The following is a 14,500-nucleotide window of genomic DNA, read 5'->3' as shown; positions in this document are numbered from 1 at the left end:
ACACGATCTATGGCCGACCGACACGATCAATGCCCGTACGATGCCCCGCGGCTATGCCCGTACGATCCCCCGTGCCCGCGCCGCCACCAGCCACTGGGGGAACTCGCCCACGAGACGGTCGTACAGCTCGGCGTCGGACACCTTCCGTGGGTCGGAACCCGCGTGGAAGAAGCCCGCGTTGTCCACCACCCGCTTCTGCGGCACGGCCAGCTCGTCCAGCTTCCGCAGGAAGTCGAACTGCTTGCTGTCCGGGTCGCCGAAGCCGACGAACTGCCAGAACAGCGGCAGGGGCGCGGCCTTGCACAGGAACCGTTCGGCGGCGACCTTGCTGGTCGGGCCGCCGTCGGTCTGGAAGATCACCAGGGCGGGGGCGGTGGACCCGCTGTCGAGGTAATGGTCGATGACCGCGTCCATCGCCAGGTGGTAGCTGGTCCTGCCCATGTGCCCGAGCCCGGCCGCGATCCGTGCGATGCGGCCCTCGTGGTCGTCGAGGGCGATGTCGGTGACCGCGTCGATGTCGGTGGAGAAGAACACCACCGGCACCCGGCCGTCGTCGTCGAGGTGCGCGGACAGCCCGAGGACCCGGTCGGCGAGCGCCTGGACGCTGCCGTCCTGGTAGTACGGCTTCATGGAGCCCGAGTAGTCGACCACGAGGTACACGGCGGCCCGCTGTCCGTCCAGCCCGTGCTTGGTGAGGGACACCCCGGCCGTCTTGTACAGGCTGACCAGCGCGGGCGCGGTCTCCTGAACCTTGCTGAGACTGATCGCAACCATGGCCCCCACCCTCCCACACGCACCGGGGTTCGCTATTTTGTTCGCCGCCGACCCCACCGGCTCACCCTGTCCCCAGACCCTTACGAGGAGCCGGCCGTGGATGCCGAGTCCCCCGAGTCCACCGTCACCACCTGCTACCGCCATCCCAAGGTGGAGTCGTACGTCCGCTGTACCCGCTGCGACCGCTACATCTGCCCCGACTGCATGCGCGAGGCCGCCGTGGGCCACCAGTGCGTGGAGTGCGTGAAGGAGGGCGCGCGGTCGGTGCGGCAGGCGCGTACCGCGTTCGGCGGCCGGATCTCCGCGGTGCCGCTCGTGACCTATGTGCTCATCGGGCTCAACGTCCTCGCCTACCTTGCCGAGCTGGTGCGCCCGTCGGTGGTCGCCCGGTTCGACATGCTGGGGACCGTGCCCGCCGGCTACCTTCCCGAGGGCGTCGCCCACGGGGAGTGGTACCGGCTGCTGACCGGGGCGTTTCTCCATATGCCGCCCACCCAGGGCACGTTCGGCATCCTGCACATCGTGATGAACATGGTGTCGCTGTGGAACCTGGGCCGGGTGGTGGAGACCCTGCTGGGCCGCGCGCGGTTCACGGCGCTGTATCTGCTGTCGGCGCTCGGCGGTTCGGTCCTCGTGCTGCTGATCGCGCCGGAGACGCCCACGCTCGGCGCGTCCGGCGCGATCTTCGGGCTGGGTGCCGCCTACTACGTCATGGCCCGCCGCCTGGGCGCCGACATGAACGCGGTCAACCGCCTGATGACGGGTCTGCTGCTGTGGCTGGTGGTCTCCGCGTGGGTGACCTCCTGGCAGGGGCACCTCGGCGGTCTCCTGGCGGGCGGTGTGGTGACGCTGGGATACGCCTACGCGCCCCGGGACCGCCGCCGGGCCCTCGTCCAGGCGGGCGTGTGCGTGGCCCTCCTGGCCCTGCTGGTGGTCCTGACGATCATGAAGGTCACGGAGCTGACCGGGGCCGCCGCCTAGGTTTCAGGGAGTCAGCCGGCCCACTTCTGGCGCAGCACCTCCTCCGCGGGTTTGCCGTGCGGGGTGTACGCCAGGTGTGCCGGCGTCTCTCCGCTGTTCGGCCAGTCGTCCCACATCCACCAGCAGACGCCGGCCCACCAGGCGCGGCCCTCGAAGGAGTCGAGGAGCGCCCGGTAGGCGGCGGCCTGTTCGGCGTCCGCCGGGTGTGTGCTGACGGTCCAGGAGTACGGGGCGGTGGTGGCGCCGCGCTGGCTGACGTAGCCGGCCTCGGTGAACAGGATCCGGCGGTGCTGCCGTGCGGAGTACGCGGCGAGCTTCTCCCGGATCGGCGCCCAGGCGCGGTCCAGCAGGGCGGGTTCGGTGGTGGGTTTCTCAGCGAGGGGCCAGTAGGCGTCGATGCCGATGAGGTCGAGGGCCTGCCAGAAGTGGATGTGCTGGTACTCGTCGTAGTTGGCGGCGTAGGTCAGCGGGCCGTCGTAGTGGTCGCGGACCGACCTGATCACCTGCGTCCAGGCGGCGGTGTCGCCGGAGACCCCGGCGAGTTCGGTGCCGACCGCGAGCTGTTCGGCTCCGGTGTCGGCGGCGATGTCCGCGTAGTGGGTGATGAAGCGGCGGTAGGCGGCGAACCAGGCGGCCCGGTCGCGGGGGCGGATCCCGGCGCGGTCCGCGTCGCCGGGCAGGTCCACGTGCGGCTTGATCATCACCTTGAGGCCGGCCGCGTGGGCGCGCTCGACGATCCGGCGCAGGCTCGCGTCGCTCGCCGTCTCCTCGGTGGTGTGCGGGGCGGAGTCGGTGACGCGCTTCTGGTACCAGGTCGGGGTGAAGGTGACCCAGCGTGCCCCGGTGGCCCTGATGCCGCGCAGATAGCGGGGCGCGGCCGGGCTGTCGTAGTCGGTGCGGTACCACGAGGGCAGTGTGATGCCGCGCATGGTCGAGGTCCCCGGTTCGGGACGGGAGGCGTGTGTGCTGCCGTGGGCGGACCCCTTGCCGCCGCCGGTGGACACGCAACCGCCGACGGCGAGGAGGACCGCCGCCATGACGGCGACGGTCCTCCTCCTGGGGGCGGGCGCCGTCACAGCGCCGCCGGGCTGACGAAGGTGTAGCCGAGTGCCTTCATGCCGTCGATCGTGTCCTTCAACGGCTGCACCGGGTAGTACGGGTGGTAGAAGAAGCTCGCCACGCCGTCCCGTACGGCCAGGTTGGCCTTCGCCGACGCGATGAGGTCGGCGGGCAGCCGGGCCGGGTGGTTGTTGTACGCCTCCGGTTCGTAGTTGCCGATGTTCTCCGGCAGCACCTTGGTGCCGTACACGTCCTTCACCACGTACGGGAAGAACTGGCCGATGAACCGGTTCGGGTCGGACGGGGCCCCGCTCAGCGTCCCGGCGAAGTAGAGCGAACGCTCCAGCCGCGCCGAGAAGTTGGAGCTGAAGACCTTGTAGTCGGCCGCCGAGCCCGCGTAGTGCGGGGTGGTCCACAGCGCCGGCTTGGGCAGGCCGGCCAGGGCGAACTGGAGGAGCGCGCTGGTGACGCGGGTCTGCGCCCACAGGGCGGAGTCCTCGGCGACCGGGCCGTCGTAGACGACGTTGTCGGCGGCGTCGATGTGCGCCCGGTAGAACTCGAAGTCGTCACCGGTCACACCGTCGTAGGGGTTGGCGATGTTGCTGTACTGGTGCGTGTAGCCGTGGTCCATCAGGACCGCGCCCCTGGCCAGCATGTACTTCAGCGCGTTGACCACCTGCGGCCGCTGGGCGAGCGTGACGGTCTGCGGGACCCCGTTGTTGTAGGTGCCCTTGGGGTCCGTGTAGACGGGGATCACGTTGATGCCGTACGGGATGTTCTGCGCGTGCAGGTAGTCGGCCATCGCCCTCAGTTCGGTGGGGTCCGAGTCGGGGCTGATGTCCTCCAGGCGCACCATCGCCCGGTGCCGCTCGGCGGTGGCCGGGGCGAGGGCGTCGAAGAGCAGGTCCTCGAAGGCGATGACGCGGTCGCTCTCGGAGACGTAGGCGAACGGGATCTCACCGATGTAGGTGAGGTTGGACGACCGGACCGCCCAGCCGAAGGTGTGCCCGTTGGAGCTGTCCAGGCCCTCCGCGAGCCGGGTGACGGCCGGATACCCCGTGCCCGTCAGGACGTTGGGGCGCAGCACTCCGCCGTCCTGCCCGGCCGGGATGGTGCGGGTCAGCGTCTGGCCGCGGTACGTCACCTGGGTGACGTTGCCGATCGAACCGCCGTCCTCGTAGTACGACGTCGTCGGGTCCCAGCCGTACTTCTGCGTGAACTGGGCTACGCCCACCGCTCCCGCCATGTTCCAGATGTTGGCACCCATCCAGATCACCGGCTTGGTGCTCGACGCCGCGTCGGCGTAGAACGCGGCCGGGACGGCGTCCGGGATGCTGCCGCCGTAGTACGTCGAGCCGATGTAGATCACGGCCGAGTACGAGTCGATCATCCCGGCGGTGTACTGCTGGACCGGCTTGGCCGTCACCGTGCCGAAGTGCCCGGCGAGGTTGGCCGTGGCCATCGCGTACAGCTCGCCCAGCTGCCCGTAGGGGCCCGCCGTGTCGTAGAGGACGAGGGTGGTGGGGTTGGCGTCGGCGGCCGCGTCCGCCGGGGCGAGCAGGGCCGCCTGCCGGGTGACGGCGCTCGCGGTGCGGACCGGGAGGCCGGCCGCGGACGCGAGCGCGGTCGGGGTGGTCTTCGGGTGCGGCCGGGCACGCCGTGCCAGGTCCGCCGTGAGCTGGGTCTTCGCCCAGCCCAGGAGATCGACCCGGCTCAGTCCGGACCTGGCACCGACGGCCTCACCCCTGTGCCGGTGCCCCCCGGCCGCCTGTGCGTTCGTGGCCATGAATGTGCCGCTCAGCAGAGCGGCGACGAGTAGTAGAACGACGGAAATTCGGCTGCGTGCCCGCTTCCAGGGCGGGATCACTGGTCTCACGATCTTCCCCCCACTTTGCCAAATGATTGACAAAGCATTTGGCGACAGGAAGGCACCGATTCTTATGGCGATCGCGAGGCCTGTCAAATGGACTCCGCACTCCTCGAATCGTCTGCTAAGTTCACCTCCGCGCGTTGGGGACGCGCACCGAATATGGGGGGACAATGTACGGACGACCCGCCCTGGGGGCCCTGTTGCCCCTGGCAGGAGCGATGGCCGCACCGGAAGCGATACCCGGCCTTCCTTTGGCCAAAGGACTACAGGCGATAGCGGGGGCCGGATTCCTGTTCTATTGCCTGACGGCGTGCCTGATACTGCTGGCCCGGCTGCGTCTGCGACGCCGGGGACACGGGATGCGGGCCCATACCGGGGGCAGCCGTGATCATTGAGTTGCTCCTGTGGTCAAGCATCACTCTGATCGTGATGGCCGGCTGTTACAACACCGGTCTTTTTCTTCTCTCGCGACGCAGAATTCGCCGTTCTCGAACGGACCGGAGAGAGCGGCTCTACGTATTTCTGCTGGCATGTCTGAACGAGGAGAAAGTCCTTTCGGAAAGCCTGGCGCGCATCACTTCGCTGCCCGCCGGGAATTTCATGGCCCTGGTCATAGACGACGGCTCCGACGACCGCACCAGTGATATCGCGCTGGCCGCGGACCCGGACCTGGTACGGCTGCACCGGCGCACTTTGCCGAACGCACGCCGGGGCAAGGGTGCCGCACTCAACGACGGGGTGCGGCACCTCAGGGAGTCCGGCCTGCTCGCCGGGCACGACCCGGCGGACGTCGTGCTGTGCGTGGTCGACGCGGACGGGCGGCTCGACCCGCACGTCGTGCAGTCCGTCGACCCGTACTTCGACGATCCGGGTACGGGCGCGGTTCAGGTCTGCGTCCGTATGTACAACCGGCACCTGGGGCTGCTCGCCCGCATGCAGGACATGGAGTTCGTCGTCTACGGCGATGTGTTCCAGAGCGCACGGCGCTTCATCGGCAGCGTGGGCATGGGCGGGAACGGGCAGTTCATGCGGCTGTCGGCGCTCGACACGCTGGACGGGGACGGCCCGTGGAGCGACAGCCTCACCGAGGACCTCGACCTCGGGGTGCGGCTGATCGCCAAGGGCTGGACCAATATGCACTGCACCACCGCCGCGGTCTCCCAGCAGGCCGTGCTCAGTCTGCGGCGCCTGGTCCGGCAGCGATCCCGCTGGTTCCAGGGCCATCTGCAGTCCGCCGGTCTCGTCCCGCTCATCCTCAGGGACGTGCCGACCCGGCCGGCGCTGGACATGCTCTACCACCTGTCGAGCCCGGTCCTGATCCTGCTGACCTCGCTGCTGCCCGTCTCCTTCCTGGTCGCCCTCGGCGCCACCGTGGTGGCCTCCGTCCAGGTGGGCCACGCCCTCGTGTCGCCCATGTGGCTGCTCGGGCCGTACGTCCTCTCGTTCACGGCCGCCTACACGTACGGCTACGTGTACTTCAAGCGAGAGCGCGAGCTGGGGCTGGTGCGCTGTGTGCTGCTCGCCCATGTCTTCGTCTTCTACGGCTACATCTGGTTCTTCGCCGGCTGGTGGGGGTTCTGGCGGATGCTCACCGGCAAGCAGACCTGGCTGAAGACCGCCCGCACCTGAGGACCGCCCGCACCTGAGGACCGCCGGCACCTGAGGACCGGCACACCTCCTTCTCTCATCTTCCGTGCCTCGGCACGTTCTTCCCGCATGCCCTAAGGGGGGCCTTCCATGTCCACACCTCCGTCAACCCTGCCCGTACGCGCCATGCTCGTGCTCGGCACCCGGCCGGAAGCGATCAAACTGGCGCCGGTGGCGCGGGCCATGGCCGACAGTGAGCTGTTCGAGCCGGTCGTCGTCACCACCGGCCAGCACCGCGAGATGCTCCAGCAGATGCTCGGCCTGCTCTGTGTCGACGTACGGATCGAGCTCGACGTGATGCGCAGCCGGCAGCAGCTGTCCGAGCTGACCGCCCGGCTGGTCGGCGAGCTCGGCGAGGTCATGCGGGAGCAGCGACCGGACCTGGTCGTGGTGCAGGGGGACACCACGACCGCGCTGGTCGGCGCCCTGGCCGCGTTCTACGAGAAGATCCCGGTCGCCCATGTCGAGGCGGGACTGCGTACTGGTGTCATCGACAACCCCTTCCCGGAGGAGCTCAACCGCAGCCTCATCGGACGCATCGCCCGCTGGCACTTCGCCCCGACGCCGCGCGCGGCACGGCAGCTGACCGACGAGGGCGTCCCCGCGGAGCAGGTGTTCACCACCGGCAACACGGTGATCGACAATCTGCTGTGGGTGCTGGCCGAGGGCACCGGCACCTCCGCGTTCCGCACGGACGCCCGACGGGTCCTGGTGACCCTGCACCGCCGGGAGAACCAGGGCGAGCGGATGCGCGGGATGGGCCGTGCGCTCACCCGGCTCGCGCGGCGCGGGGACGTGGAGATCGTACTGCCGCTGCACAAGAGCCCCGCCGTAAGGGACGCGCTGCTGCCCGAACTCGACGGGCACACCGGTATCTCGCTCGTCGAACCGCTCGACTATCTGGACTTCGCGGCGACGCTGGCCGAGTGCGACCTGGTGCTCACCGACTCCGGCGGTATCCAGGAGGAGGCCCCGAGCCTGAGCAAGCCCGCGCTGGTGCTGCGTACGACCACCGAACGCCCGGAGGCGGTCGAGGCCGGCGCGGCGAAGCTGATCGGCACGGACCCGGACGCCATCGTGGCCTGGGCCGGGAAACTGCTGGACGATCCGGCGGAGTACCGGCGGATGGCGAGCGCCGGCAACCCGTTCGGCGACGGACTGGCCGCCTCCCGCGTCCTGGCCCAACTGGCGGAGGACTTCGCCGCCGATGTGCCCGTCGGCCTCACCGCGTCCGGGCCATACTCGACGGCATGACCCCCTCGCCCCTGCGTACCGTCCGCCGGATGCCGCCGATCCCGCGGGTCCCGCCGGAGCGCAGGGGCCGTCTCCTCACCACCCTGGCACTGACGCTCGCGCTGGCCGCACTGCTGTCGGTCATGGTGAGCCGGTGCCGGGGGGAGGAGGCGCCACCGCCCAGGCCCTGGCTCGACGGCACCGTCCACGGCCGCTGGCTCTCGGTGTTCAACGGCCATGGCACCAACGTGGGCGACGACGACTCGCTGTCGCTCTCCCCCGAGGTCGCAAAGGACCCGGGTACGACCCACGCGGGCCTGGTGGTGAGTACCGCCTCCTACACGGACGTACGGTACGAGGCGCGGATGCGGACGGTGAGGCAGCTGCGCGCTCCCGACCCGAACCCCTGGGAAGTGCCGTGGCTGGTCTGGGCGTACACCGATCCGGAGCACTTCTACTACATCACCCTCAAGCCCAACGGCTGGGAGCTGGGCAAGCGGGATCCCGCCTATCCGGGGGGCCAGCGCTTCCTGGCGACCGGGCGTACGACGTACCCGGTGGGCGACTGGTACACCGTGCGCGTGGAGCAGAACGGCGCCGGCCTCGTCGTCGAGGCGGACGGGAAGCCCCTGGTGACCTTCAGCGACCACGAACGCCCTTACAACGAGGGCAAGGTGGGGGCGTACACCGAGGACGCGACGGTGAAGTTCGAGGGGCTGAAGGCGAGTTCGCGCTGAAAAGGCGGCGGCGCCTGCCCGGTCCGGTCGGGGACTTGGGGCAGGCGCCGTCAGTGTTCCGTACGCCGTTGTACGGGACGTTCCTTGATGTGCCGTCAGACCATCAGCGAGCGGTCCGTCGGGCGGATCGGCGCCGGCAGGTCGCTGGCACCGGTCAGGAAGCGGTCGACGCCGCGGGCGGCCGAGCGGCCCTCCGCGATAGCCCAGACGATGAGCGACTGGCCGCGGCCGGCGTCACCGGCGACGAACACACCCGGCACATTGGTCTGGAAGTCGGCGTCACGGGCGACGTTGCCGCGCTCGTCCAGGTTCAGGCCGAACTGCTCGACCAGGCCGTTGTCCCGGTCGGTGCCGGTGAAGCCCATGGCGAGGGTGACCAGCTGGGCCGGGATCTTGCGCTCCGTGCCCGGCTTCTGGGTCAGCCTGCCCTCGACGAACTCGACCTCGACCAGGTGCAGCCACTGGACGTTGCCGTCCTCGTCGCCCTCGAAGTGGGTGGTCGAGACGGAGTAGACCCGCTCGCCGCCCTCCTCGTGGGCGCTGGTCACCTTGTAGAGCATCGGGAAGGTCGGCCAGGGCTGGGCGACCGGGTTCCGCTCGTCGCCCGGGCGGGGCATGATCTCCAGCTGCGTGACGGAGGCCGCGCCCTGGCGGTGGGCGGTGCCCACGCAGTCGGCGCCGGTGTCGCCACCGCCGATGACCACCACGTGCTTGCCCGCCGCCGAGACCGGAGTGGTGACGTAGTCGCCCTCCTGGACCTTGTTGGCCAGCGGCAGGTACTCCATGGCCTGGTAGACGCCCTTGAGCTCGCGGCCGGGGACCGGGAGGTCACGGGCGGTCGTGGCGCCGGCGGCGATGACGACCGCGTCGTACCGCTTCTTCAGGTCGGTCGCCTTGAGGTCGCGGCCGATCTCGATGCCGGTGCGGAAGCGGGTGCCCTCCGCGCGCATCTGCTCGATACGGCGGTTGATGTGCCGCTTCTCCATCTTGAACTCGGGGATGCCGTAGCGGAGGAGGCCTCCGACGCGGTCCGCGCGCTCGTAGACGGCGACCGTGTGGCCGGCCCGGGTGAGCTGCTGGGCGGCGGCCAGGCCCGCCGGGCCCGAGCCGATGACCGCGACGGTCTTGCCGGACAGCCGCTCGGGCGCCTGCGGGGCGACGTCACCGGTCTCCCACGCCTTGTCGATGATCGAGACCTCGACGTTCTTGATGGTGACCGGCAGCTGGTTGATGCCCAGCACACACGCCGACTCGCAGGGAGCGGGACACAGCCGGCCCGTGAACTCCGGGAAGTTGTTCGTCGCGTGCAGCCGCTCGGAGGCGGCCGCCCAGTCCTCGCGGAAGGCGTAGTCGTTCCACTCGGGGATCAGGTTCCCCAGCGGACAGCCGTTGTGGCAGAACGGGATGCCGCAGTCCATGCACCGGCTGGCCTGCTTGCTGATGATCGGCAGCAGGGAGCCCGGAACGTAGACCTCGTTCCAGTCCTTGACGCGCTCGCTGACGGGACGGGTCTTGGCGACCTCACGGCCGTGGTTCAGGAAGCCCTTCGGGTCAGCCATTGATCGCCGCCTCCATCATCTTCTCGTGGGTCTCGGTCTCGGAGAGACCGGCTCGCTCGGCGGCGTCCTTGGCGGCGAGCACTGCCTTGTAGGTGCTGGGGATGATCTTGCTGAAGCGCTCCACGGCGGAGTCCCACTCGGCGAGCAGCTTCTCGGCGACCGTGGAACCGGTCTCCTCGTGGTGGCGGCGCACCACGTCGTGCAGCCACTGCTTGTCCGCGTCGTCCAGCGCCTCGACCGCGCCGAGGTTGCCGGCGTTGACGTTGTCGCGGTCGAGGTCGATCACGTACGCGACGCCACCGGACATACCGGCCGCGAAGTTGCGGCCCGTCTCGCCGAGGACCACCGCATGGCCGCCGGTCATGTACTCGCAGCCGTGGTCGCCCACGCCCTCGGAGACCACCAGCGCACCGGAGTTGCGGACGCAGAACCGCTCGCCCGTACGACCGCGCAGATACAGCTCACCGCCGGTCGCGCCGTACGCGATGGTGTTGCCCGCGATCGTCGAGTACTCGGCGAGGTGGTCGGCGGCCCGGTCCGGGCGGACGACCACACGGCCGCCGGAGAGGCCCTTGCCGACGTAGTCGTTGGCGTCGCCCTCCAGGCGCAGCGTGATGCCGCGCGGCAGGAAGGCGCCGAAGGACTGGCCCGCCGAACCCGTGAAGGTGATGTCGATGGTGTCGTCGGGCAGACCCGCGCCACCGAACTTCTTCGTCACCTCGTGGCCGAGCATGGTGCCGACCGTGCGGTTGATGTTGCGGATCTGGACCTGGGCGCGCACCGGCTGGGCGTCGGTGGCGCTGGACGCGGCCAGGGCGTCGGCGGCGAGCTTGATCAGCTCGTTGTCCAGGGCCTTCGCCAGGCCGTGGTCCTGCTCGACGATCCGGTGGCGCACCGCGCCCTCGGGCAGCTCGGGCACGTGGAACAGCGGCGCCAGGTCCAGGCCCTGCGCCTTCCAGTGGTCGACGGCACGGGTGACGTCGAGCGCCTCGGCGTGGCCGACGGCCTCCTCGATGGAGCGGAAGCCCAGCTCGGCGAGGATCTCGCGGACCTCCTCGGCGATGAACTGGAAGAAGTTCACCACGTACTCGGCCTTGCCATTGAAGCGCTCGCGCAGCACCGGGTTCTGGGTGGCGACGCCGACCGGGCAGGTGTCCAGGTGGCAGACACGCATCATGATGCAGCCGGAGACGACGAGCGGAGCGGTCGCGAAACCGAACTCCTCGGCGCCGAGCAGGGCGGCGATGACGACGTCACGGCCGGTCTTCAGCTGGCCGTCGGTCTGTACGACGATGCGGTCGCGCAGGCCGTTGAGCAGCAGGGTCTGCTGGGTCTCGGCGAGGCCGAGCTCCCAGGGACCGCCGGCGTGCTTCAGCGAGGTCAGCGGCGAGGCGCCCGTGCCACCGTCGTGACCGGAGATCAGGACCACGTCCGCGTGCGCCTTGGACACACCGGCCGCGACCGTGCCGACGCCGACCTCGGAGACCAGCTTCACGTGAATCCGCGCCTGCGGGTTCGCGTTCTTCAGGTCGTGGATCAGCTGGGCCAGGTCCTCGATCGAGTAGATGTCGTGGTGCGGCGGCGGGGAGATCAGACCGACACCCGGGGTCGAGTGACGGGTCTTGGCCACCCACGGGTAGACCTTGTGGCCGGGCAGCTGGCCGCCCTCGCCGGGCTTGGCGCCCTGGGCCATCTTGATCTGGATGTCGTCCGCGTTGACCAGGTACTCGGAGGTGACACCGAAGCGGCCGGAGGCGACCTGCTTGATGCTGGACCGGCGCGCCGGGTCGTACAGCCGCTCCGGGTCCTCGCCGCCCTCACCGGTGTTGGACTTGCCGCCCAGCTGGTTCATGGCGATGGCGAGGGTCTCGTGCGCCTCCTTGGAGATGGAGCCGTACGACATGGCGCCCGTGGAGAAGCGCTTGACGATCTCGCTGACCGGCTCGACCTCGTCGATGGAGATCGGCTGCCGGTCGGACGTGAAGCCGAACAGGCCGCGCAGCGTCATCAGGCGCTCGGACTGCTCGTTCACCCGGTCCGTGTACTTCTTGAAGATGTCGTAGCGGGCGGTGCGCGTCGAGTGCTGGAGGCGGAAGACCGTCTCCGGGTCGAACAGGTGCGGCTCGCCCTCGCGGCGCCACTGGTACTCGCCGCCGATCTCCAGCGCGCGGTGGGCCGGGGCGATGCCCGAGGCCGGGTACGCCTTGGCGTGGCGGGCGGCGACCTCCTTGGCGATGACGTCGATGCCGACGCCGCCGATCTTGGTGGCCGTGCCGTTGAAGTACTTCTCGACGAAGGCCTCGTCGAGGCCGACGGCCTCGAAGACCTGGGCGCCGCGGTAGGAGGCGACGGTCGAGATGCCCATCTTGGACATGACCTTCAGGACGCCCTTGCCGAGGGCGTAGATCAGGTTGCGGATGGCCTGCTCGGACTCGATGTCCGACAGGAACGTCCCCGCGCGGACCAGGTCCTCGACCGACTCCATCGCCAGGTACGGGTTGACGGCCGCGGCGCCGAAGCCGATGAGCAGGGCGACGTGGTGGACCTCGCGGACGTCACCGGCCTCGACCAGCAGGCCCACGTGGGTGCGCTGCTTGGTGCGGATGAGGTGGTGGTGGACGGCCGCGGTGAGCAGCAGCGAGGGGATCGGCGCGTGCTCGGCGTCCGAGTGACGGTCCGACAGGACGATCAGACGGGCGCCGTTCTCGATGGCGGCGTCGGCCTCGGCACAGATCTCCTCGATACGCGCGGCGAGGGCGTCACCGCCGCCGCCGACCCGGAACAGGCCGGAGAGGGTCGCAGCCTTGAAGCCGGGCATGTCGCCGTCGGCGTTGATGTGGATGAGCTTGGCCAGCTCGTCGTTGTCGATGACCGGGAAGGGCAGCGTGACGCTGCGGCAGGAAGCCGCAGTCGGCTCCAGGATGTTGCCCTCGGGGCCCAGCGAGGAGCGCAGCGAGGTGACCAGCTCCTCGCGGATGGCGTCCAGCGGCGGGTTGGTGACCTGCGCGAACAGCTGGGTGAAGTAGTCGAAGAGCAGCCGCGGGCGCTCGGAGAGGGCCGCGATCGGGGAGTCCGTGCCCATCGAGCCGATCGGCTCGGCGGCGGCCTTGGCCATCGGCGCCAGGATGACGCGCAGCTCCTCCTCGGTGTAACCGAAGGTCTGCTGGCGGCGGGTGACCGAGGCGTGGGTGTGGACGATGTGCTCGCGCTCGGGCAGGTCGCCCAGCTCGATCTCACCGGCCTCCAGCCACTCGGCGTAGGGGTGCTCGGCGGCGAGGGTCGCCTTGATCTCGTCGTCCTCGATGATGCGGTGCTCGGCGGTGTCGACGAGGAACATCCGGCCGGGCTGCAGCCGGCCCTTGCGGACAACCTTGGCGGGGTCGATGTCGAGGACGCCGACCTCGGAGCCGAGGACGACGAGGCCCTCGTCGGTGACCCAGTAGCGGCCGGGGCGCAGGCCGTTGCGGTCGAGCACGGCGCCGACCTGGGTGCCGTCGGTGAAGGTGACGCAGGCCGGGCCGTCCCAGGGCTCCATCATCGTGGAGTGGTACTGGTAGAAGGCGCGCCGGGCCGAGTCCATGGAGTCGTGGTTCTCCCACGCCTCCGGGATCATCATCAGCACGGAGTGGGGCAGCGAACGGCCGCCCAGGTGCAGGAGTTCGAGCACCTCGTCGAACGAGGCCGAGTCGGAGGCGTCCGGCGTGCAGACCGGGAAGACGCGCTCGATGTCGCGCTCCCCGAAGAGGTCGGACATCAGCTGGGACTCGCGGGCGCGCATCCAGTTGCGGTTGCCCTTGACGGTGTTGATCTCACCGTTGTGCGCGACGAAGCGGTACGGGTGCGCCAGCGGCCACGACGGGAAGGTGTTCGTGGAGAAGCGCGAGTGGACGAGCGCGACGGCCGACGCGAAGCGGCGGTCGGACAGGTCCGGGAAGAAGGGCTCCAGCTGACCGGTGGTCAGCATGCCCTTGTAGACGATCGTCCGCGCGGACAGCGACGGGAAGTAGACACCGGCCTCGCGCTCGGCGCGCTTGCGCAGCACGAAGGCCTTGCGGTCCAGCGCGATGCCCTCGCTGGCGCCGTCGGTGACGAAGATCTGCCGGAAGGCCGGCATGGTCGAACGGGCGGTGGCGCCGAGCAGTTCGGGCGCGACCGGGACCTCACGCCAGCCGAGGACCGTCAGGCCCTCCTCGCCGGCGATCGTCTCAATACGCGAGACGATGTCCTGGGTGCCCTCCTCCGGAAGGAAGGCGATGCCGACGGCGTAGGAGCCCGCCGCGGGGAGTTCGAATCCGGCCACCTCGCGGAAGAAGGCGTCCGGCACCTGCGAGAGAATGCCCGCGCCGTCGCCGGAGTCGGGCTCGGAGCCGGTGGCGCCGCGGTGCTCCAGGTTGCGCAGAACCGTGAGTGCCTGCTCGACCAGCGCGTGGCTCGCCTCGCCTGTGAGGGTGGCCACGAAGCCGACGCCACAGGCGTCGCGCTCGTTGCGGGGGTCGTACATACCCTGCGCAGCAGGGCGAGCATCCATGAACGACCAGTTCTGGCCATTCGCGGAATGCTGGGACGGCTGGCGCGGCGTACGCATCGGCTCTCCCGTCGTCGTCATGTGGCATGTGCTGGTGCCGAGGGACGACGTTGGC

9 protein-coding genes are annotated in these 14,500 nt (G+C 69.8%); 4 read left to right on the top strand and 5 right to left on the bottom strand.

What is annotated here, in order from left to right:
* Positions 1-51: 51 nt before the first annotated feature.
* On the bottom strand, positions 52-774 hold the full coding sequence (locus tag AB0I54_RS18845; RefSeq protein WP_363297113.1) for a VWA domain-containing protein: 723 nt from the start codon (positions 772-774) through the stop codon (positions 52-54).
* A 96-nt stretch (positions 775-870) separates the two neighbouring features.
* Between AB0I54_RS18845 and AB0I54_RS18840 the strand changes: the two genes are divergently transcribed.
* A complete protein-coding gene (locus AB0I54_RS18840) occupies positions 871-1,755 on the top strand; it encodes a rhomboid family intramembrane serine protease (protein WP_363297112.1) in 885 nt (294 codons plus the stop codon).
* An 11-nt stretch (positions 1,756-1,766) separates the two neighbouring features.
* Here the strand turns inward: AB0I54_RS18840 and AB0I54_RS18835 are convergent, their stop codons facing one another.
* Together AB0I54_RS18835 and AB0I54_RS18830 are read right to left on the bottom strand one after the other, a co-directional pair.
* Positions 1,767-2,792, bottom strand: coding sequence for a hypothetical protein (locus AB0I54_RS18835; RefSeq protein WP_363297111.1), 1,026 nt, complete (start codon positions 2,790-2,792; stop codon positions 1,767-1,769).
* 35 nt (positions 2,793-2,827) lie between these two features.
* Positions 2,828-4,600 (bottom strand): polysaccharide deacetylase family protein, encoded by a 1,773-nt coding sequence (locus AB0I54_RS18830; RefSeq protein ID WP_363297110.1) that lies wholly within the window; start codon positions 4,598-4,600, stop codon positions 2,828-2,830.
* 513 nt (positions 4,601-5,113) lie between these two features.
* Here AB0I54_RS18830 and AB0I54_RS18825 point away from each other — a divergent pair.
* The 3 genes from AB0I54_RS18825 (at position 5,114) to AB0I54_RS18815 (ending at position 8,301) form a co-directional block, all read left to right on the top strand.
* Positions 5,114-6,313 (top strand): glycosyltransferase, encoded by a 1,200-nt coding sequence (locus tag AB0I54_RS18825; RefSeq protein ID WP_363297109.1) that lies wholly within the window; start codon positions 5,114-5,116, stop codon positions 6,311-6,313.
* A 108-nt stretch (positions 6,314-6,421) separates the two neighbouring features.
* Positions 6,422-7,585, top strand: a complete 1,164-nt coding sequence (gene wecB, locus AB0I54_RS18820) for a UDP-N-acetylglucosamine 2-epimerase (non-hydrolyzing) (protein WP_363297108.1) — start codon at positions 6,422-6,424, stop codon at positions 7,583-7,585.
* Positions 7,582-8,301, top strand: coding sequence for a calcium-binding protein (locus tag AB0I54_RS18815; RefSeq protein ID WP_363297107.1), 720 nt, complete (start codon positions 7,582-7,584; stop codon positions 8,299-8,301). Before wecB ends, AB0I54_RS18815 begins: the two co-directional genes overlap by 4 nt.
* A gap of 95 nt (positions 8,302-8,396) precedes the next feature.
* Here AB0I54_RS18815 and AB0I54_RS18810 read toward each other — a convergent pair whose 3' ends face one another.
* On the bottom strand, positions 8,397-9,860 hold the full coding sequence (locus AB0I54_RS18810; RefSeq protein WP_363297106.1) for a glutamate synthase subunit beta: 1,464 nt from the start codon (positions 9,858-9,860) through the stop codon (positions 8,397-8,399).
* A complete protein-coding gene (gene gltB, locus AB0I54_RS18805) occupies positions 9,853-14,445 on the bottom strand; it encodes a glutamate synthase large subunit (protein WP_363297429.1) in 4,593 nt (1,530 codons plus the stop codon). The genes AB0I54_RS18810 and gltB overlap by 8 nt, the downstream gene beginning before the upstream one ends.
* Between the last annotated feature and the right edge of the window lie 55 nt (positions 14,446-14,500).

This window comes from Streptomyces sp. NPDC050625, from assembly GCF_040654755.1.
Classification (GTDB): Bacteria; Actinomycetota; Actinomycetes; order Streptomycetales; family Streptomycetaceae; genus Streptomyces.
The sequence above is the reverse complement of the archived record's forward strand: the minus strand, read 5'-3'. Positions and strand labels throughout refer to the sequence as shown.

What these genes read in the sequence shown, in the direction of transcription:
- gltB (WP_363297429.1), bottom strand. Translation starts at nt 14,445, where the DNA reads ATGCGTACGCCGCGCCAGCCGTCCCAGCATTCCGCGAATGGCCAGAAC.
- AB0I54_RS18835 (WP_363297111.1), bottom strand. Translation starts at nt 2,792, where the DNA reads ATGGCGGCGGTCCTCCTCGCCGTCGGCGGTTGCGTGTCCACCGGCGGC.
- AB0I54_RS18830 (WP_363297110.1), bottom strand. Translation starts at nt 4,600, where the DNA reads ATGGCCACGAACGCACAGGCGGCCGGGGGGCACCGGCACAGGGGTGAG.
- AB0I54_RS18815 (WP_363297107.1), top strand. Translation starts at nt 7,582, where the DNA reads ATGACCCCCTCGCCCCTGCGTACCGTCCGCCGGATGCCGCCGATCCCG.
- AB0I54_RS18825 (WP_363297109.1), top strand. Translation starts at nt 5,114, where the DNA reads ATGGCCGGCTGTTACAACACCGGTCTTTTTCTTCTCTCGCGACGCAGA.
- AB0I54_RS18810 (WP_363297106.1), bottom strand. Translation starts at nt 9,860, where the DNA reads ATGGCTGACCCGAAGGGCTTCCTGAACCACGGCCGTGAGGTCGCCAAG.
- AB0I54_RS18845 (WP_363297113.1), bottom strand. Translation starts at nt 774, where the DNA reads ATGGTTGCGATCAGTCTCAGCAAGGTTCAGGAGACCGCGCCCGCGCTG.
- wecB (WP_363297108.1), top strand. Translation starts at nt 6,422, where the DNA reads ATGTCCACACCTCCGTCAACCCTGCCCGTACGCGCCATGCTCGTGCTC.